General features: G+C 50.3%; 16 protein-coding genes. 13 read left to right on the top strand and 3 right to left on the bottom strand.

Annotation, left to right across the window (positions count from 1 at the left end; all coding sequences use genetic code 11):
* Positions 1 to 83 precede the first annotated feature (83 nt).
* The 3 genes from ACAN56_RS01525 to ACAN56_RS01515 all read left to right on the top strand — a co-directional run bounded on the left by ACAN56_RS01525 (position 84) and on the right by ACAN56_RS01515 (position 1462).
* Positions 84 to 437, top strand: a complete 354-nt coding sequence (locus tag ACAN56_RS01525) for a VOC family protein (protein ID WP_076111130.1) — start codon at positions 84 to 86, stop codon at positions 435 to 437.
* Between the two features lie 46 nt (positions 438 to 483).
* A complete protein-coding gene (locus ACAN56_RS01520; RefSeq protein WP_379139974.1) occupies positions 484 to 918 on the top strand; it encodes a GNAT family N-acetyltransferase in 435 nt (144 codons plus the stop codon).
* Positions 919 to 1039: 121 nt separating this feature from the next.
* Complete coding sequence (locus tag ACAN56_RS01515) at positions 1040 to 1462, top strand: GNAT family N-acetyltransferase (RefSeq protein ID WP_379139972.1); 423 nt, start codon at positions 1040 to 1042, stop codon at positions 1460 to 1462.
* Positions 1463 to 1528: 66 nt separating this feature from the next.
* Here the strand turns inward: ACAN56_RS01515 and ACAN56_RS01510 are convergent, their stop codons facing one another.
* Positions 1529 to 2851 carry a hemolysin family protein gene (locus ACAN56_RS01510; RefSeq protein WP_038592621.1) on the bottom strand — a complete coding sequence of 441 codons (1323 nt, stop codon included), beginning with the start codon at positions 2849 to 2851 and terminating at the stop codon, positions 1529 to 1531.
* Positions 2852 to 2966: 115 nt separating this feature from the next.
* On the opposite strand from ACAN56_RS01510, the gene ACAN56_RS01505 reads away from it, so the two are divergent.
* The 10 genes from ACAN56_RS01505 (at position 2967) to ACAN56_RS01460 (ending at position 16870) form a co-directional block, all read left to right on the top strand.
* Complete coding sequence (locus ACAN56_RS01505; RefSeq protein WP_379139970.1) at positions 2967 to 3734, top strand: DUF1836 domain-containing protein; 768 nt, start codon at positions 2967 to 2969, stop codon at positions 3732 to 3734.
* A 90-nt stretch (positions 3735 to 3824) separates the two neighbouring features.
* Positions 3825 to 5027 (top strand): MFS transporter, encoded by a 1203-nt coding sequence (locus tag ACAN56_RS01500; protein ID WP_379140408.1) that lies wholly within the window; start codon positions 3825 to 3827, stop codon positions 5025 to 5027.
* 195 nt (positions 5028 to 5222) lie between these two features.
* Positions 5223 to 6812, top strand: a complete 1590-nt coding sequence (locus tag ACAN56_RS01495; protein ID WP_379139968.1) for a TerB N-terminal domain-containing protein — start codon at positions 5223 to 5225, stop codon at positions 6810 to 6812.
* Positions 6813 to 6820: 8 nt separating this feature from the next.
* Positions 6821 to 8140: an ATP-binding protein gene (locus ACAN56_RS01490; RefSeq protein WP_342435610.1), complete on the top strand. Its 1320-nt coding sequence runs from the start codon at positions 6821 to 6823 to the stop codon at positions 8138 to 8140.
* On the top strand, positions 8137 to 10335 hold the full coding sequence (locus tag ACAN56_RS01485; RefSeq protein ID WP_379139965.1) for a DEAD/DEAH box helicase: 2199 nt from the start codon (positions 8137 to 8139) through the stop codon (positions 10333 to 10335). The genes ACAN56_RS01490 and ACAN56_RS01485 overlap by 4 nt, the downstream gene beginning before the upstream one ends.
* A 266-nt stretch (positions 10336 to 10601) precedes the next feature.
* A complete protein-coding gene (locus tag ACAN56_RS01480) occupies positions 10602 to 11972 on the top strand; it encodes a sugar ABC transporter substrate-binding protein (protein ID WP_052092116.1) in 1371 nt (456 codons plus the stop codon).
* A gap of 116 nt (positions 11973 to 12088) precedes the next feature.
* Positions 12089 to 12979 carry a carbohydrate ABC transporter permease gene (locus ACAN56_RS01475; protein ID WP_038592609.1) on the top strand — a complete coding sequence of 297 codons (891 nt, stop codon included), beginning with the start codon at positions 12089 to 12091 and terminating at the stop codon, positions 12977 to 12979.
* A 17-nt stretch (positions 12980 to 12996) separates the two neighbouring features.
* Complete coding sequence (locus ACAN56_RS01470; RefSeq protein WP_038592607.1) at positions 12997 to 13821, top strand: carbohydrate ABC transporter permease; 825 nt, start codon at positions 12997 to 12999, stop codon at positions 13819 to 13821.
* 77 nt (positions 13822 to 13898) lie between these two features.
* Positions 13899 to 15665 carry a cache domain-containing sensor histidine kinase gene (locus ACAN56_RS01465; RefSeq protein WP_379139961.1) on the top strand — a complete coding sequence of 589 codons (1767 nt, stop codon included), beginning with the start codon at positions 13899 to 13901 and terminating at the stop codon, positions 15663 to 15665.
* On the top strand, positions 15662 to 16870 hold the full coding sequence (locus ACAN56_RS01460; RefSeq protein ID WP_038592601.1) for a response regulator: 1209 nt from the start codon (positions 15662 to 15664) through the stop codon (positions 16868 to 16870). Before ACAN56_RS01465 ends, ACAN56_RS01460 begins: the two co-directional genes overlap by 4 nt.
* A gap of 86 nt (positions 16871 to 16956) precedes the next feature.
* Here ACAN56_RS01460 and ACAN56_RS01455 read toward each other — a convergent pair whose 3' ends face one another.
* Together ACAN56_RS01455 and ACAN56_RS01450 are read right to left on the bottom strand one after the other, a co-directional pair.
* The gene (locus ACAN56_RS01455) at positions 16957 to 17304 is read right to left on the bottom strand and encodes a DUF4190 domain-containing protein (RefSeq protein WP_379139959.1); all 348 of its coding nucleotides are present in this window, start codon (positions 17302 to 17304) and stop codon (positions 16957 to 16959) included.
* A gap of 87 nt (positions 17305 to 17391) precedes the next feature.
* Entirely contained in the window at positions 17392 to 18177 is a 786-nt protein-coding gene (locus tag ACAN56_RS01450; protein WP_379139957.1) for a GNAT family N-acetyltransferase, read from the bottom strand.
* Positions 18178 to 18184: the final 7 nt, after the last annotated feature.

Here is an 18184-nt window from a genome sequence, read left to right as displayed (position 1 = left end):
GGGGGAAGGAAATTGGCATATTTTATCGAATTACTAAAAAGTAATACCTATTCTGAGAAAGCATAGAGGAGGCTGTACTTGCTGTGACAAGTCCGATTCTGAATCAGATTGGCGCCGTATTCATTCCGGTCAGTGATATTGAAAGATCAAAGAACTGGTATTGCAGCTTGCTGGGGCTTCCGCTTGATGGTGAGGTATTGTTCGGTCATCTGTATGTGGTGCCGATGCAAGGGCCGGGTATTGTACTGGACAGCAGAATTTTCACAGCCGAGTCGGTTTTGAATGTGCCGTCCTTTCATTTAAATACGGAGGACATCGATGCTGCTTATGATTTTGTCAAAGCCAGCGGTGCGGAGATCCTGACTGACATTGAGAATGATCACTGGTTTAACTTCAAGGATCCTGACGGAAATGTATTGATGATTTGCCGTTGTTAAAGGAGATTAACATCTATATCAGATGGATGATAAGGAGAACTCCGACATGATTAGAGAAGCATTGCCCCAGGATGCTTCCGCGATAGAAACGCTATACCGCATTCTTTTGCCGGAGCATCCGGGTGTTAATGTATCCCCACGGAGGATAGAACAGATTGGCGGCAATCCGGACAGTTTTCTTTATGTGTATGAAGATAATGGGCAGGTTGTTGGTACAGTCCATCTGCATTTTTGCATGGATGCGCTGAGTGGGGACCTTCCATTCGCAGTCATCGAACGGGTGATCATCGCCCCACAGTTGAGAGGTAAGGGTTACGGCGCCGCGCTTATGAGATTTGCCGAAGAAGCTGCGGCTGCCAGAGGTGCGCTTAAAGTGATGCTCTCCAGCAATTCAAGCAGAGAAGCCGCCCACCGATTCTATGAGGCGCTCGGGTATGACGGGAGCGGGAGTATGCTGTTCAAGAAGTACATCGGCAATTAGTGTTATGCCGAGCAAGATCGGGCAGGAGGAAATGATGAATATAACGTTGAAAGAGCTGGTAACCGGGGATGCTGCTGAACTTCTGAGTCTGCAGCATCGTCTGGATGAGGAGTCTTAATTTATGCTGCTGGAGCCGGAAGAGAGGCAGACCGGACTGCAGCAAGTAACAGAGATGATTGAGAGCTTCGCCAAGGCCGAAACTTCGATTCTGATCGGTGCCGTGGCAGATGGCAGGCTGGCGGGTTACTTATCCGTCAGTGGAGGAAGCCTAAGACGTATTAAGCATAGTGCGTATATTGTGATAGGCATCTTGGCGGATTATCAGGGAATGGGTATCGGCAGCGGCTTATTCCGGGAGATGGAGAGCTGGGCAACCGGCGTTGGCATTGTGCGCCTGGAGCTGACCGTTATGACGCATAATGATCGAGCAGTGTCATTATACACCAAGCGCGGTTTTGAAATTGAAGGGATCAAGAAGAAATCACTGAAGGTCAGCGGGAATTGGGTGGACGAATATTATATGAGCAAGATTTTATCTAACTAAGTTCCTCTACAACAAAAGGCGCTCCGTCAAGGAGCGCCTTTGCCTTTATTGATATATATTCAGCTATTATTCCGTTTGTTGCCCAGATTCCAGGGAGTCCTTTTCCCCGATAAGCACCTCAACCTTGCGGATGCGGTTTTTGTTCATCTCACGGACTGTAAGCGTAACATGTTCGTAATTCATGCTTTTGCCGATAGTGGGCTCGTTCAGGTGACTGTATAACCAGCCGCCAATGGTTGTTACTTCATCATCGTGGAAGTCAAGACCTGTCAGCTGCTTGATCTCCAGGAGAGAAACCTTGCCGTCGAACAAGTAATTGACGTCGCTGAGCTTCTCGATGTTTTTTCGTTCATCCCCGTCAAATTCGTCACGGATCTCCCCGACAATCTCCTCGAGAATATCTTCAATCGTGATCAGACCGGAAGTTCCGCCGTATTCATCAAGCAGAAGGGCGATATGCACACGTTCTACCTGCATACGGGTTAACAAGTTCTTCACCGGGGTTACCTCAGACACAGTCAGAAGCGGCAATATCAGGCTTTTAAAATCGAAATCCGGGTTGTTGTCATACTGCAGGTACAGCTGTTTCGTATTGATCATCCCGATAATATTATCTTTGCTGCCGTCAGCGACAGGGAATCGGGTGTACTGCTCTTTACGGATGATGTTGAAATTCTCCGCCAGCGAGTGGTCGGTGAATAAGCACACCATATCTGTCCGCGGCACCATGATTTCTTTGGCCAGCATCTCGTCAAAATTAAAGATCCGGTTCACGTAGCCATATTCGGCTTTGTTGATTTTGCCGCTTTCATAGCTTTCGGACAGAATCAGACGAATCTCATCTTCACTGTGCGCATCGCCGTGCTCGCTGGCTGGCTTCATTCCGAACAAGCTGACAAGCAGATTGGCGGAACCATTCATGAGCCAGATCAGAGGGTACAATATTTTGTAGAACCAAATAATCAGCGGGGCTGTAATTTGACCGATTTTCTCCGGAATGTTGATAGCGGCCGTCTTCGGTGCAAGTTCTCCGACTACGACATGCAGGAATGTGGCAATAATAAATGCCAATGCAAAAGCAATAGGTTCGCTCACACTGTGACTGATATCAGCCAAATCGAATAAAGGAATCAGCAGCTGCTCAAATGCAGGTTCTGCCAACGCCCCGATACCGAGGGCAGTGATTGTGATCCCAAGTTGACAAGCAGACAAGTAACCGTCAAGGTTCGCTGCAACTCTTTGTACAGCTAAAGCGTTCTTCTTTCCCTCGAGAACCATTTGACTTACTTGGCTGCCTCTCAATCTTACTACTGCAAATTCCGTGGCTACAAAAAAAGCGGTTAAAATAATCAAAATGGCCACCAACGTCAAACTAAGTCCTATACCCATAAAATCTTTACCATCCCTCTCGTTATTAAAATAGGTTATACTCATATTATGAGTTCACTTGAACCTATTGTACGAACTTTTCATTAAAATATCAAATGGCGAAGGGGTGCCATCTATGGAAGCTTTTACTTTAAGCCGAAAAGAAATGTCTGGATTGCTGCTCTCGCTGACCGGAAGTTCAGAGCAAAAACCGCTGCATATTCTTCAGGAGGTCTGGACGAAATTTCATCACGAAGAGGTGAGACAGGGGATGTCCCTGCCTGCGTTCCTCTCTACGGAAATCCCGCCGATCCTGCAAAAGATCATCAAAAGAGGGAACGTCAAAGGGTTCTCGCTCTCGGACATTGCTGCTCTTGGACAGCTCATAGAGTATTCCACACTGAGTGCCACCGCTATGCAAAATTGGGTGAAGCGAGACTTCAAGGAATATCTCGGCTCACCGAGGGAAGGAAAAAAGTATTCGGTTAATCAGGCAGCGCTGCTATTTATCATTGATGACCTTAAAGCAGCGCTTGATTTCGAGAGTATACGTCAGCTCTTCCGCCTGCTTTTCCTGAAACCGGAACGGGATGATGATGATTTGGTTGAACCGGCGCAGCTGTATCACGGGTATGCGGAACTGTTCGAAGAGATTAAGCGCAGCCCTGCGCTGCAGGCTCAAGGGATAGCTGAACGCAGCGCAAACAAAGATTATTCCTGGAAAACGGACAGCTCGCTAAGAAGTGCAATGGATAAATTGATGAACCGGCTGAATCATCTGACAAGACCGCAAAGGGATGCTGTGCAAAATATGCTGATGATCTCGGCAATTTCTGTACAAACCTGTTATTTTCAAGCACTGGCCCGGCAATACTTTAATGCTGCTTTATTCCTTGATTTTTAGAAGCGGCACTCTTAGAATGTGTAAGAGAAACTAGCAATATCAGGGTAGAATAGTCGGAGTAAGGGAAGAGGGTGCTTGAACTTGAATCAAATGACGCTGCTGCGAAATCCGAAGCAAAGGAAACTGCTGTTCAGTGCGGGATTAAGCTGGATGTTTGACGCGATGGATGTCGGAATGATTTCTTTTGTGGTTGCAGCGCTCGCCAAGGAGTGGTCGCTTGAACCGGAGCAGATTGGATTTTTGACCAGTATTAATTCGGTGGGCATGGCAGCAGGGGCGGCAGCGGCGGGGATTTTGGCCGACCGTTTCGGACGCAAGTCAGTATTGCTGTGGACCTTGTTGATTTTCTCAGCGGCCAGCGGCTTGTCGGCTTTTGCTACAGGCTTCGGGATATTATGTGTACTGCGTTTTGTAGCCGGGTTCGGGCTGGGCGGAGAGCTGCCTGTTGCTTCAACGCTGGTGTCGGAAAGCATGCCTGCAAAAGAGAGAGGCCGGGCGGTTGTGCTGCTGGAGAGCTTTTGGGCGGTAGGCTGGATCTTGTCCGCTTTGATTGCCTATTTTGTCATTCCGGATTACGGCTGGCGTATCGCCTTCGGCATAGGTGCCGTACCGGCACTTTATGCGCTGTATTTGCGGCGTGCCATCGATGATTCCCCGCGGTTTGCGGAAATTAAGAAGGCCCCGGTTTCGCTGAGTAAACGCGTTGCTATCGTCTGGTCGCCGGAGTACCGCAAATCGACGATCATGCTGTGGATTCTATGGTTCACGGTGGTGTTCTCCTATTACGGCATGTTCCTGTGGCTGCCTACGGTAATGGTGATTAAGGGCTTCAGCCTTGTTAAGAGTTTTGAGTATGTACTGATTATGACGCTGGCCCAACTGCCCGGGTACTTCACCGCTGCTTATTTCATTGAAAAGTTCGGGCGCAAGTTTGTACTGGTAATCTACCTGCTGCTCACAGCAGTCAGCGCTGCCTGGTTCGGAAATGCGACAACGGAGGGCATGCTGATGGCTGCCGGAATCTGCCTCTCGTTCTTTAATCTTGGCGCATGGGGCGGCATGTATGCTTATACCCCTGAATTGTATCCGACTGCAATCCGCTCGACGGGTGCAGGGCTGGCCACCTCCTTTGGCCGGATCGGCGGTGTGATCGCACCGCTGCTGGTAGGTTTTCTGGTAGGCGATAAGGTCGGCATCAGCTCAATCTTTATGCTGTTCTTCGTAACCATTATTGTCGGTGCACTGGCAGTGTTGTTTCTGGGTAAGGAAACGAAAGGAACTGAGCTGCTCTAAGAGAGTATTCCTTGCCGGATCTACTTGATGTTAATCCTGCAACAATGCTAATATTAGATGTGAAATGTACAGCGGGTTCGGATAATTCGAGAAGAACAAAACGGTTCCTTCACACCATGTGAACAGGACCGTTTTTTCATAAGAGCAGGAGCAGGGTCTTCTCGGATTACGTTTCAGGATTGGAGCGATGGAAGAATGAATAATGAAGGGAAGCTGCCGCACTTTACAGAGCTGGTCTGGGAAAGCACGGAGAGTAATGTGCCGATTCCACCACGGGAAGCCGCCGGGAATGTGCAGCCGCAGTCAGCCGCCGCCAAGGTGAAGAAGAAAGAGCCGCCGAAGGAGACGGTACAGCTTCAGCTCTGGGATATGGAAGAGAAGCAGGAACCGGTAACTACTACGGAAAGCCAATTTGTGCACCGGGCACGTGAGCTGGTGGAACAAAGGGAAGCCGCAACACTGTTTGTTCCATTTAAGAGTTATTGGCCTACATACGGGCATATGACGGGAGCGCAATACAGATGGTATTTCTTCTGGCGGGATGAAGTCAGACATGGCAGATATCCGAAGACTGATCTCTCCTATATCTTTCTGCATGTCTATGAGCTGATTAACGGAGTAGGCTGGGAAGAGCCGCAGGAAGGGTACAGACAGCTGTCCTTGCTATGGGAAGCTTACCGGGATCAATACAAGCGGCTCGATCAATATCTTGGCGGCTGGATTGCCGATTTTGCCTTCGTGCATAAACTGGACGTGCCGCTGTCAGGCATCGTTGCCCGTTCACGCGGACTTGCCGGAGATCTGGCAGAGCTGGAGCTGATGAGGTGCCTGACTGCTGCACCGGAACAGCTGACCTTTGCCGTGCTGACGGTCATGTCGGATTATGACATTGGCAAATCCAAGTTCTACACCGGTGAAGGCAAAGCAGCGGCTGAGCGTTATATTCCTCAAGTGGTTGCATTAATAGACGCCTACGTAGCCCGCAAACATGGCTCCAAGCTGGTGGAAATGTTCCCGCCCGGCCCGCCGGTACTGCGGGAGCGTTACCTGTTCCGCAGCGCAGTTTATGATATATCGCTCTACGGCTACTCCGTGCTTGTGCCTGTTGTAAGGATTAGTAAATCGCCGCCGCTGCGCAGTCTGATTACGCGGCTTTTCCGGCTCACCGAGAACAAGCTGCGCGAGCTGATGGGCTTCCGCGGACGGCTGAAAGACGTTAAGGTCGATGCGGATATGGACGACCTGGTGACCCGTTTTCTGAAACGGGAATTCCGCAAGGCAGAGCAAGCCGGGAAAGGTCCGGCGGTCGTTATTGACAAGAAGAAGCTTCAACGGCTGGAGAGCGATTCCGAGATTGTCCGTACGCTGCTCACCATAGAGGAATCTGAGGATTCAGCGGAGTTGGAGGATTCAGAGAATTCCGGGGATTCGGAGCTTGATTATGCTGTCCCTTCCTTTATAGAAGAGGATCCTATAGAAGAGATTTATGCTGTTCCCGAGACCATAAGTGTTCCAGTATCGCCCGCTGCTGCGGGCAGCACAGACAATGAGTGGGAGGCATTTGCTTCCGTATTGACACCTCTGCAGCGGCAAGCAGTGTCCGCGCTCGCGGATGAGGATGGAATGAAGGCTGTGCAGAAGCTGGCCGCTGCCGGGGGAACGATGCCGGAGCTGCTGTTTGACGAAATTAACGAACTTGCCATGGACATGCTCGGCGATCTGCTGATCGACGGTGAGGAATTGACTGAGGAATTTATGCCCGTGCTGCAATATTTGAAGAGGTGAATCCCTAGATGAATGAACTGAAAATACCGAAACGGATGACAACCGCACTCGTAAACTCGCTCACGGCGGGTGTAGTGCCGCGAATCGGACTGGAACATATTGCTGTCGGCCGGCGGCCGGAGGTGGAAGCCATCCTCAGGGATATGGACAATATTGCTGAGGGCGGAGCAGCTTTCAAGCTGATTACCGGTAAATTCGGCAGCGGCAAAAGCTTTCTGCTGCAAATTATCCGTAACTACGCCATGGACCGGGACTTTGTGGTCGCGGATGCCGATCTTTCGCCGGAACGGCGGCTGGTAGGAACGAAAGGACAAGGCCTGGCAACCTACCGGGAGCTGATGAGCCACCTGTCGACCCGGACCCGTCCAGACGGTGGAGCACTCGAAATCATGCTGCAGAAGTGGATTATGACACTTCAGCAGGCGGTGATGCAGGAGAAGGGGTATGGACCTGACTCTCTGCAGCTTGGCGAAGAGGTGGAGCAGCGAATTTATACAGTAGCCTCTGAGATGCGCGGTCTTGTGCATGGCTTTGACTTTGCCAAAGTGCTGGCGGCTTACTGGAACGGTCATAAGCTTGCCGATGATGAGCTGAAGCAAGATGCGCTGCGCTGGCTCCGCGGTGAATTCGCCACCCGCACCGAGGCGCGCAAAGCACTTGGCGTAGGCGTAATAATTGATGATGACAACTGGTACGATTATATGAAGCTATGGGCGGAATTCACAGGTGCCATCGGCTATAAAGGTCTGCTGCTCTTTATAGATGAGGGTGTTAACCTCTACAAGATTACCAACAGCATCTCCCGCCAGAGCAACTACGAAAAGCTGCTGACAATGTTCAACGATACGATGCAGGGCAAAGCGGAACGGCTGGGCATCTTTATTGGAGGTACCCCGCAGTTCGTTGAAGACGGGCGGCGCGGATTGTTCAGCTACGAGGCTTTGCGTTCACGGCTGGTGGCGGGCCGTTACGGCTCAGCCGAGCTGAATAATTTCACCGGACCGATTATTGCGCTGGACATGCTGTCCCATGAGGAAATTCTGGTGCTGCTTCAGAAGCTGCGGGATATCCACGCTCTGCATTACGGCTATGAAGCGAGACTTACCCAAGAGCAGCTGGTGCATTTCATGGAAGAAGCCGTGGGCAGACTGGGCGCTGACGAACTGCTGACCCCGCGCGAGGTCGTGCGTGATTTCATGGATCTGCTACACACCCTTCACCAGCATCCGGAGATTTCGTTCGAGAAGCTGGTGGGCGAGCGCACCGCAAAACCGGCGGAGACTGAGCAAAACGAACTGGACGGATTTCTTGCGGAGTTTGACCTATGAGCGACAATCCGTTCTACAGGCTGGCTCCTTTCATCAAGGAGTTTATTTACAAGAACCGGTGGGAGACGCTTCGCGAGGCTCAGGTAGATGCTTGCCGCGTGTTGTTTGATACCCCGCATCACCTGCTGATTGCCTCCGGTACGGCCTCAGGCAAGACGGAGGCGGCATTCTTTCCCGCATTAACTGAGCTCTATGAGCGCCCGTCCGATTCAGTGGGGATTCTCTATATTGCGCCGCTCAAAGCGCTGATCAATGATCAATTCACACGGTTAAATGATTTGCTGCGGGAAGGCAATATCCCGGTCTGGCATTGGCATGGCGATGTGCCGCAAGCAGATAAGACGAAGCTGATGCAGAATCCTTCAGGAGTGCTGCAGATTACCCCTGAATCGCTGGAGGGGCTGCTCATGAACCGCCCGAATGCGATCCCCGCCTTGTTCCATGATCTGCGCTTCATTATTGTTGATGAAGTGCATGCCTTTATGGGGGCGGACCGCGGCATCCAGGTGCTCAGCCAATTGGCCCGGATCTCGCGGATGGCCGGCTGCCATCCCCGGCGGATCGGCCTTTCGGCCACGCTGAGCGATTATGCATCCGTGACCGAGTGGCTGGCCGCCGGTACGCGGGAGAGCGTGGAGGTATCCGCTCCGCAAGGGGGGCGCAAGCTGCGGCTGAGTGTGGAGCATTTCTCCTTCCCGGATGCGCGGGATGAGGTGCAGGCTGAACACCTGGAGCGGGCCCGCCAGGCCTATTACGGGTTCATTTACGATCACACGCATCTGAAGAAGGCGTTGATCTTCACCAACAGCCGTACGGACGCCGAGGAGGCGATTCTGGAGATGCGGCGCATGGCAGCCAAACGCGGCGAGCGGGATGTGTTCCATGTGCATCATGGAAGCATCTCCGCGATGCTGCGCGAAGAGACGGAAGCCGCGCTCCGGCAAGGTCCCGGCCCGGCGGTAGCCGCAGCTACGCTTACCCTGGAGCTGGGGATAGATCTTGGCGAGCTGGAGCGGGTGCTGCAGCTCGGCGCACCTTACAGCTGCGCCAGCTTCGTCCAGCGGCTGGGACGCTCCGGCAGACGCGGTGACTCCGCTTCGGAGATGATCTTCGTCACCCCGGAGGAGGAGGATGAGGAGGCGCAGCTGCCCGCGCGGATGCCTTGGACGCTGCTGCGGGCGATTGCGGTCATTGAGCTGTATGTGCGGGAGAAATGGGTAGAGCCGCTAAATGTGCGCCAGCTGCCGGTTGGGCTCCTGTACCATCAGACGATGAGCATTCTTAAGAGCATGGGGGAAGCCGAGCCGGAGGATTTGAAGGCAGCTGTTCTGAGCCTGCCGTCCTTCCGGGGAATTGACCCGGCGGATTACGATACCTTCATGGAGTACATGGTGGGCATGGGCCATATTGAGACACTGGAGGAAGGCGGGCTGCTAATCGGGCTGGCCGGTGAGAAGATCGTCAACAATTTCCGTTTTCTTGCTGTATTCAAAGACGATGAGGAGCATGTCGTCTATAATGGCACCGAGGAAATCGGCTCCATTACCACCGTGCCCCCACCGGGTTACTGCTTCACGCTGGCGGGCAAGCTGTGGAAGGTGGAGGAGGTAGACAACCGCCATAAGGCCGTCTATGTCAAAGGCTCGCGCGGCAAGGTTGATACTCTCTGGCTTGGTGCTGGCGGTGATGTGCATACCCGGATCATGGCCAAAATCCGTGAGGTATTGGGAGCGACGGCGCTGTATCCGTATCTGGCGCCAAGCGCGGCAGCCCGGTTGGAACGGGCCCGACGCCTGGCCAAGGAGAGCAGTCTGCTCACGCGCTCCGTCCTGCCGGCAGGCGGCGATTCCATGTTCATCCTGCCGTGGGCGGGAAGCAGGCAGTTCCGGACTTTGGAACGGCTGCTGAAGAATAACCTGAAGGGCCGGCTGGGGCTTCGTTCCATCACACCGATGGAGCCTTATTATATGGTAGTCGCCGGCAGTGTGGATGCAGATACGCTGGAGGAAGAGATCATGGCTGAAACAACCGCTGCGGCGGACCCGCTTTCCTTGCTCAGCAAGGATGAAGCGCCATATCTCGGCAAGTATGATGAATTCATCCCCCATGAGCTGCTGCGCAAAGCCTTTTCACTGGATGGGCTGGATGTGCCTGGGCTGCTGAATGTGATTAAGCAGTGGCGGGTGGAGAACTAGAGCGTCTACTACAATCTGTAACACGGAAGTACTATGAAATCTAAACTTCATAGCCTTAATGATGCGGCAGCAGCCACGGATGATCATATCCCGGGCTGCTGCTATTTTTCTGCAATGGCAAGCTAATATTGGAAAGAGATATCGCAATATGCATGCTTTATTTTATATATAGAAAAAACAAACCTTTATTCTGCAGTTCCCACCTTGTTGGAAGCGCTTAATCGAAAGATAATGAACATATCACGAAGACAGGGGGCAACAAACAAATGGTCAACAGAAAAATGCAAAAGACATTCTCCATTGGTCTAACTGCTGCTATGGCATTAACCTTGGCGGCATGCGGCAACTCCAACAACAACAATAACAATAACAGCGGGGGGAACAACGCAGCTCCGAAGAGCACCAACAGCGCTGCGGAAGCTACCAAAGACAGCGGCAAAAAAGTAACGATTACTTTCCAGAACATCTATCCTGACCCTGCAACACCCGCCTACAAAATGATCCGCGAATTGGTGGGGGAATATGAAAAAGAAAACCCGAACATTCATATTGAACTGGATACTTTGAACACAGACCAGCAAAAAGTAAAGCTCAAAACACAAGCGGCCTCCAAAGAAGTGCCAGACATCACCATTGTTAACCCTGCTGCACAAATGAAACCGTTTGTAGATGCCGGACTGTTCGCTCCACTGAACGATATGCTGGAGCAGAACGGACTGAAGGATACGTATCAAACCGGACTGCTCGATTACTACAGCTTCAATAATAATGTATACGCACTGCCTGACGGCAACAATATCGAGGTTGTGTATTACAACAAGGAGCTGTTTGAGCAAGCCGGAATTGCGAACCCGCCAACCACATTCGAAGAAATGCTTAAGGATGTAAAGATCCTCAAAGAGAAAGGCATCACACCCCTTGCGATCGGTGAAAAGGACTCCTGGACAGGCTCATTCCTGTTCATGAACATTCTGCTCCGTACCAACGGCGGCCCGGGTTTCCTGCAAGAGGTGCTTGACGGCAAGAAAACGTTCGAAGATCCAGCATTCGTAGAAGCAGTAGACGCCTTCCAGCAGCTGGTCCAAGCCGGCGCATTCCCTGATGGTGCAACATCCATTGATGCCAATGCAGGCGGCAATATCTTCAAAACCGGTAAAGCGGCAATGTGGTCAATCGGTTCATGGGAAACCGGAGCTATTGATGCTTCATCTGTAGCCGGCAAAGTAGGAGCTTTCCAATTCCCTACAGTTAACGGTAAAGGCGACCCTAATGAATTTATGCTTGCACCAGGCAGTGCATTTGCCATTTCCGCAAACAGCGAGCATTTGCAGGAAACCAAGGATTTCCTCAACTTCTTCGCATCCAACTATCCTAAGAAGCAATTTGAACTGAAAAATGCCGTAGGTCTGGGCCAAAAAGTAGATGGCGATTTGAAAGCTGCCGGTTACTCCGATCTTGCGATCAACATTGCAGGCCTGTTCAATGAAGTCAAAGGCGGCGACCTGGCGTTTGACAATACGATGAACCCGGCAACCGCGCAAGTTCACTTGAGCAGCATTCAAAACCTGTTTGTACAAAAAGTGGATTCCGCCGCAGTAGGCAAGGAACATCAAACCGCATTCGAAGCTAATAAATAAGAAGCAATAGAAACATTCCCATTATCTATCGATGCGAAGCGAGCTGACCAGAGCTTCTTCGCATCGATCTATGATGGACATAGAAAAAGAATCTGCTTGTTTAGGAGGCGGGAAAGATGAAAGTACTAAAGGTGCCAGGACGAACAATAGCCGTCTTCGTATTGCCAGGTCTGCTCTTGTATGTGTGCCTTGTGTTTGTTCCCATACTGGTTTCATTGTATACAGGCTTATTGAAGTGGGACGGTCTCACTTCTGCAGAGTTTATCGGTTTCGGCAATTTTAAAGATATGTTTTTTAATGATCCTGTCTTTTGGCCATCAGTAAGAAGAACACTGCTGTATGCGGTGGCTTCCATGCTGGAAATTCCACTGTGCCTGTTTATGGCTATTCTACTTAACCGTTATTTGAAAAGAGCTAATACACTGGTTTCGATCTATTTCACACCGGTTATTCTCTCCGTCGTCATTATCGGCCAATTGTGGAAAACAGTCTACAATCCGGCTTCCGCAGGAGGTATGCTGAACGGGGTTCTGATCTCTTTAGGACTGGACAGCTGGACACATAACTGGCTCACTGAACCCAAGATTGCCATGTTCGCACTCTATTTCGTATCGCTTTGGCAGTTCTTCGGCTACCATCTGCTGATTCAGTATACCGGGGTGTCCAATATTCCGGATGAGCTTTATGAAGCGGCTAAAATTGACGGAGCAGATGGATTTAAGGCGGACCGCTACATCACCCTGCCGCTGATCGTTCCGATCTTTAAAATATCAATTGTACTGGCGTTTATCGGTTCACTGCAGGCCTTCGATCTGGTCATGGTCATGACGGCGGGGGGCCCGGCACATGCTACTGATGTAATCTCTACCCATATGTATAACAGTTCCTTTATGTCCTTCAAGTATGGATACGGCAGTGCGATTGCCACCTTCCTGGTTGTGGTCTGTCTGGTCTTTACCGGATTCATTAATACCGTATTCAATAAAATCGAGCGGAAATTCAATTAGAAAAGGAGTGCGCGATCATGCGAAAATTCAAAAAAGGAATCGTGTATCTTCTTTTCGCCATTCCTGTAGTGACCCAGCTGTATCCCTTGTTATGGCTGTTGCTGTATTCCCTGAAGACCAATGAAGAAATTATGGATGGCAGCTTCTTTTCCTTCCCTAAATCGTTTCAATGGCATAACTACAGCGAAGCGTATACGTCAGGGAGTTATCTGAAATACTTATCTAACAGTGTATTTGTTACGGCTGTTACGATGATTTTCGTCATTGTGCTGGCCTCTATGGTTGCCTATGCGATTTCACGGTTCCGCTGGAAATATGGAAACATTGTAATGATGGTCTTTCTGATGGGAATGATGATCCCTATGCAGGCAACTCTGCTGCCGCTGATGATCATTTTCAAAAATGTGCATATCCTGAACACACATTTATCACTGATTCTGCCTTACATTGCATTCTCCACGCCAATTGCCGTGTTTATCCTCTCCGGGTTCATGAGAGACATTCCGCATGAAATTGAGGAATCTGCATTTATCGATGGAGCCAGTGTATACCGCATCTTCCGCAGCATTATTCTTCCGGTTTCGATTCCGCCGGTAATGACGGTGTGCATCCTGACCTTCATCAACATCTGGAACGAATATATTCTGGCGGCAACCTTCATTTCTTCCGAGAAACTGAAGACTTTGCCATTCGGGGTCTACACTTTTGTCAGCCAGTATTCAGTCAACTATGGAAATATCGGCGCATTCCTCGTCATGGGCGCGCTGCCGGTCATCCTGATCTACTTCTTCCTGTCCAACCGGATTACAAAAGGCATGGTGGCAGGAGCCGTTAAGGGTTAATGGGCGTTGCATTTAAATTTGTATTGGATTTATAATAGGGAACGGCAGACACAGGATGTTGAAAGGAGGAGAGTCCTATGCGAAATGGCTTTCATTCCATCCACCATCGGTTGTTTCTGCTGTTTCTTTTTTGCATGTCCAGTATTCTGCTGATTGTCAGCCTGCTGTACTATAACCGGACTACTGTTCAGCTGCATGAAAAGATCAGTGATCTGTCGCAGAAGAACGTCGCTCAAACGGCCGGGCTGTTTACCCTGCTCTACAAGGGGTATGATTCCCTGTCCAAATCACTCAGCAATAACTTTGAGATGGTTCGCCTGCTCAATGAAACAACCGATGAACCGGCAGTGGCTTTTATCAATGAACAGACCATCACGAATATCATTGGGTCGATTTTTTATTCGCGGGACGATCTGGTAGGCATCCATGTCATCATGGACAAAGGCAAAATTTATAATTACGGCAACTACATGAACGTGGTCGACCCGGAGTATCACACCGAGGACTGGTACCATGAGCTTAAGGCCTCTACGGGGAAAATGGTCTGGCTCGGCGTATACGAACATTCGCTCATTGATGAGGTCGAGGACAGTCCTGTATTCGCTTTCGGGCGGCAAATCTATGATCTCAATGAACACAAACCGATAGGCATCGTTCTGTACGAAACAAACCCGCAGCCTGTTCTTGATGCGCTGGATAATCTGAAGCTGGGAGCGCACAGCCAGGTTTATCTGATGTCTCAGGATGGGCGTTTTGTATCCTCGGCTACGGACCCGTCACCAGTCGTGGAGAATTTGCCGTCCCTGCAGGGGGATAAGGATGTCATTGTGCAGCAGGAAAGCGACCGCTTAATAGTGGCCTCCAAGCTGTCTTTCTCCGGCTGGTGGGTAATGAGCATCACTCCGGACGAAGATCTCAATGTGGAATTGAACGAAATGAAGCGATACCTGCTGATTGTAATTTCCATTCTGATTTTCGTATCCACCCTGATTGCTTCCATTGTGTCGCAGACCATATCCTCACCGCTCAAGAAAGTGATCCGGGAGATGAAGCAGGTGGAAATTGGAAACTTCCGGGGCGTGGTTAATGTGTCTTCCTATCAGGAAATCAATATTCTCGTCGCGTCTTTCAACCGGATGGTCCGGCGGATTGAGGAATTGATCGAACGGGTCAAGCTCTCTTCCGTCAGTGAGAAGAACGCTGAGCTGCATGCGCTGCAGTCCCAGGTGAACCCGCATTTTCTCTACAACACACTGGATATGATTTACTGGATGCTTGATGAGGAGGGAAATGAGCAGCTGGGCGAGCTTGTACTCTCATTGTCCTCCATGTTCCGTTACAGCAGCCAGTGGGAAGACGGCGCGGAAGTTACCCTTGAGGAAGAGATGGAGCAGATCGGCCATTATCTAAAGATCATTGCCATCCGTCTTGAAGGCAGGCTGCATATTGTCGCTGAAGTCGATGAGCGCTGGCTGAACATCCGCGTTCCGAAGATGACGGTGCAGCCGGTGATCGAGAATGCTGTCAAGCATGGATTGGAATCGCTTAACCGTCAGGGTATCCTGAAGGTATACACCCGTGAAGAAGGGAATGTTCTGAAGTTATTCGTTGAAGATAACGGTAATGGCATGAATGCGGAACAGCTGGAGCGGCTGCAGGATTCGCTAAACGGAGACAGTCCGAAAGAAGGCGGCAAAGGCGGCATCGGCTTGCAGAATCTCCACCGCAGGCTGCAGTATATGTTCGGAGATGGTTACGGTCTGCAGATTCAAAGTTTACCCGGAGAAGGGACACAGGTTGCCATCATGCTTCCGATTAGAGTGGAGGGAGACACATACAAGTGAATATTCTCATAGCCGATGATGAACGGGTTATCCGCGAAGGCATCAAACGCACGATTAATCATCTGTACCCGGAGTATCAGGTTTTTGTGGCTACAAGGGCCGAGGAAGCTGTCAAGGTGCTGGAAGAACAGCGTATCCACATCGTGTTGACTGATATCCTAATGCCGGGTATGAATGGCCTTGAGTTTATGAAAATTTCCAAACGCAGATATCCCTATGTGAAATGGATCGTGATCTCCGCTCATAGTGAGTTCTCCTACGCACAGGAGGCGATCCGTCTTGGAGCGAGGGATTATCTGCTCAAGCCGATTGGCAAAAACAAGCTGGAGGAGATCATCAATAATCTGACGCTGGAGATCCAGAAGGACAACGACATTTCACGGCAGGGGGAAAGGCTGAAGGCAAGCCTCAGATTTCTGCGGGAAGGTGTATTCCAGCGGCTGGCCTCTGGCCTTGATATCGGCAATTTGGATATTGGTCCGTTCATCGAAGATTATCACAACTTTTACTTGGTGATGGTACAGCTGGACCCGGGGGAAAAAAGCGCGCGCCTGGAGCATTTTATCGTGGAGAATGTACTTTCCGAGCTGATCGAGCTGCATGGGAACGGTTTTGTCGTCAATTTCGACCGGCAGAGTTTACTCGGCCTGGTTACCTTGAGGGAGAACGAGCGGATTGAACCGTTCCAGGAGGAGCTCCGTGACCATCTCAACCATTATCTGAAGATGCCTTTTCAAATCCTGCATTCCGGCTTGAGTTACGATTTCAATACCGTGCCGCAGGTCGTGAAACGGATGAGGGAAGCATCCGCTTCACAAGCGTTTGAGGCGGAACCGCTGAAGGGAAGCGGAGAGAAGGCCATTGACGTTGCGCTGCATTTTATCAGGGAGCATTACTACGAGGATCTATCGCTGGAGAAGATGGCCTCTGTCGTGTTCCTGAACCCGGCGTACTTCAGCCAGTTGTTCAAGCAAAAGACAGGGCAGGGGTACAAAGAATACGTCACCTCACTGCGGCTGGAGCAAGCAAAGCTGCTGCTGCTGAACCCCAAGCTGAAGCTGGCTGAAATCGCAGAACGTGTGGGGTATCAGGACATGCGCCATTTCACTCAGATGTTCCGCAAAAAGTTCCAACTGACTCCGACTGAATACCGCCAGCAGCAGAACATCAATATTCTTCTGACCAAAGGCTGCCCGCCGCAATAAAAAAGGAAGCTGACGCCGATTATCGAAACCGGTTCAGCTTCCTTTTTTGTCCATTTACTCGAAAATCCTGCATTTCTTACAGCCTATCAGATGTTGTTAGTGCTGAAGTGGATTATGTTACCGGAATCTATTTCATTAAAAGCAAACAGGGCGAATAAAAACAGTAAAATAAGTAAGGTGTAAATAAGTGTACCGACAATTCCGCAGATGAGACCGGCGATGGCAAGACCTCTTCCCTCTTCATAGCGGGTACGAATCTCTTTCAGGGAAATCGCGGAAAGTATAATCGCAATAATCCCAAATAGAATACCGATATATGGTGACACAATGGACAGAATCCCAAGCACCAATGAGGCAATGGATTTGCCGTTTGTCTGTGCCGGCGGGGGTGGCGGCGTATAATACTCCTGATGCCCAAACGGTTGATAGCTCATGAACGAACTCCTTTATCTAACAAATTGTTATTGCTGCTCCTTGCATTATATAACAATTTCTAGAATATTACGGTGATGAATTTTTGATCATTTCGGCTGTTCTAAATAATTTAGCCAATGCTCCAGCTTCACCGCTAGCGTAAGGGCGACGGATTCGGCCAAACGAATAGAGGCGATATTTGTATCCTCCACCTGATATCTTGGAATATAACCTCTCTGCAGCGTATGGAATACCGCAGTGCGGACGACCCGCTGTGCAAGTCCGCTTCTTCTGGCGGCTTCGGCCGTACGCACGGCCCCGATTTCCCAGATTCGCTCCTCGTTGCGGAAGACGAGGCAGGTGCTGAGTGGCGTGTCTCCCTGGAATATGGATATGGAAAAAGCGCCGTCTGCAAAATAATGCTCAATTTCTTCCTTGCTGTAATCATTCGCCCGCCATAATGGAAGCAGCCGTTCATCCATCTGTTCGTTCAGTACAGCTTCGGCGTCCGGAGCGAAACGTTGCTCTGCTGTAGAACTATAGGAATAAAAGCATCGTACTTTGTGCAGCGGAAATTGATCGGCAATCGAAATTCGTGTCTGCTCCTGAATTTTGAAGACCAGATTCGTTTCTCCGGGCAATCGCTTTAGCAGCTCGGGCAGCACCTCAGGGCTGCTGTAATCCATGAGCACTATTCTCTCGGCATTCGGGTATATCCGCTGATCAAAGGAATAAGCGTCCGCAGGCAGAAGCAACAGAATGCCCCAGTGTTCCTGCTGGTGGACCAGATAGCTGTCTATAACTTGATGATAAGCGGTCATCATCTTTAACGGGGTTACATTTTTCAGCGGATTCTCACGCAAATACTTCATAATCAATTCAGTCTGGCCCAATGAACTT

It is taken from the genome of Paenibacillus paludis (genome assembly GCF_042610515.1).
In the GTDB taxonomy this organism is placed as follows: Bacteria; Bacillota; Bacilli; order Paenibacillales; family Paenibacillaceae; genus Paenibacillus_AQ.
The sequence above is the reverse complement of the archived record's forward strand: the minus strand, read 5'-3'. Positions and strand labels throughout refer to the sequence as shown.

Excerpts from the sequence above, each read along its gene's own strand:
- ACAN56_RS01520 (WP_379139974.1), top strand. The coding sequence starts at position 484 with ATGATTAGAGAAGCATTGCCCCAGGATGCTTCCGCGATAGAAACGCTA.
- ACAN56_RS01515 (WP_379139972.1), top strand. The coding sequence starts at position 1,040 with ATGCTGCTGGAGCCGGAAGAGAGGCAGACCGGACTGCAGCAAGTAACA.
- ACAN56_RS01510 (WP_038592621.1), bottom strand. The coding sequence starts at position 2,851 with ATGGGTATAGGACTTAGTTTGACGTTGGTGGCCATTTTGATTATTTTA.
- ACAN56_RS01505 (WP_379139970.1), top strand. The coding sequence starts at position 2,967 with ATGGAAGCTTTTACTTTAAGCCGAAAAGAAATGTCTGGATTGCTGCTC.
- ACAN56_RS01500 (WP_379140408.1), top strand. The coding sequence starts at position 3,825 with ATGACGCTGCTGCGAAATCCGAAGCAAAGGAAACTGCTGTTCAGTGCG.
- ACAN56_RS01495 (WP_379139968.1), top strand. The coding sequence starts at position 5,223 with ATGAATAATGAAGGGAAGCTGCCGCACTTTACAGAGCTGGTCTGGGAA.
- ACAN56_RS01490 (WP_342435610.1), top strand. The coding sequence starts at position 6,821 with ATGAATGAACTGAAAATACCGAAACGGATGACAACCGCACTCGTAAAC.
- ACAN56_RS01485 (WP_379139965.1), top strand. The coding sequence starts at position 8,137 with ATGAGCGACAATCCGTTCTACAGGCTGGCTCCTTTCATCAAGGAGTTT.
- ACAN56_RS01480 (WP_052092116.1), top strand. The coding sequence starts at position 10,602 with ATGGTCAACAGAAAAATGCAAAAGACATTCTCCATTGGTCTAACTGCT.
- ACAN56_RS01475 (WP_038592609.1), top strand. The coding sequence starts at position 12,089 with ATGAAAGTACTAAAGGTGCCAGGACGAACAATAGCCGTCTTCGTATTG.
- ACAN56_RS01470 (WP_038592607.1), top strand. The coding sequence starts at position 12,997 with ATGCGAAAATTCAAAAAAGGAATCGTGTATCTTCTTTTCGCCATTCCT.
- ACAN56_RS01465 (WP_379139961.1), top strand. The coding sequence starts at position 13,899 with ATGCGAAATGGCTTTCATTCCATCCACCATCGGTTGTTTCTGCTGTTT.
- ACAN56_RS01455 (WP_379139959.1), bottom strand. The coding sequence starts at position 17,304 with ATGAGCTATCAACCGTTTGGGCATCAGGAGTATTATACGCCGCCACCC.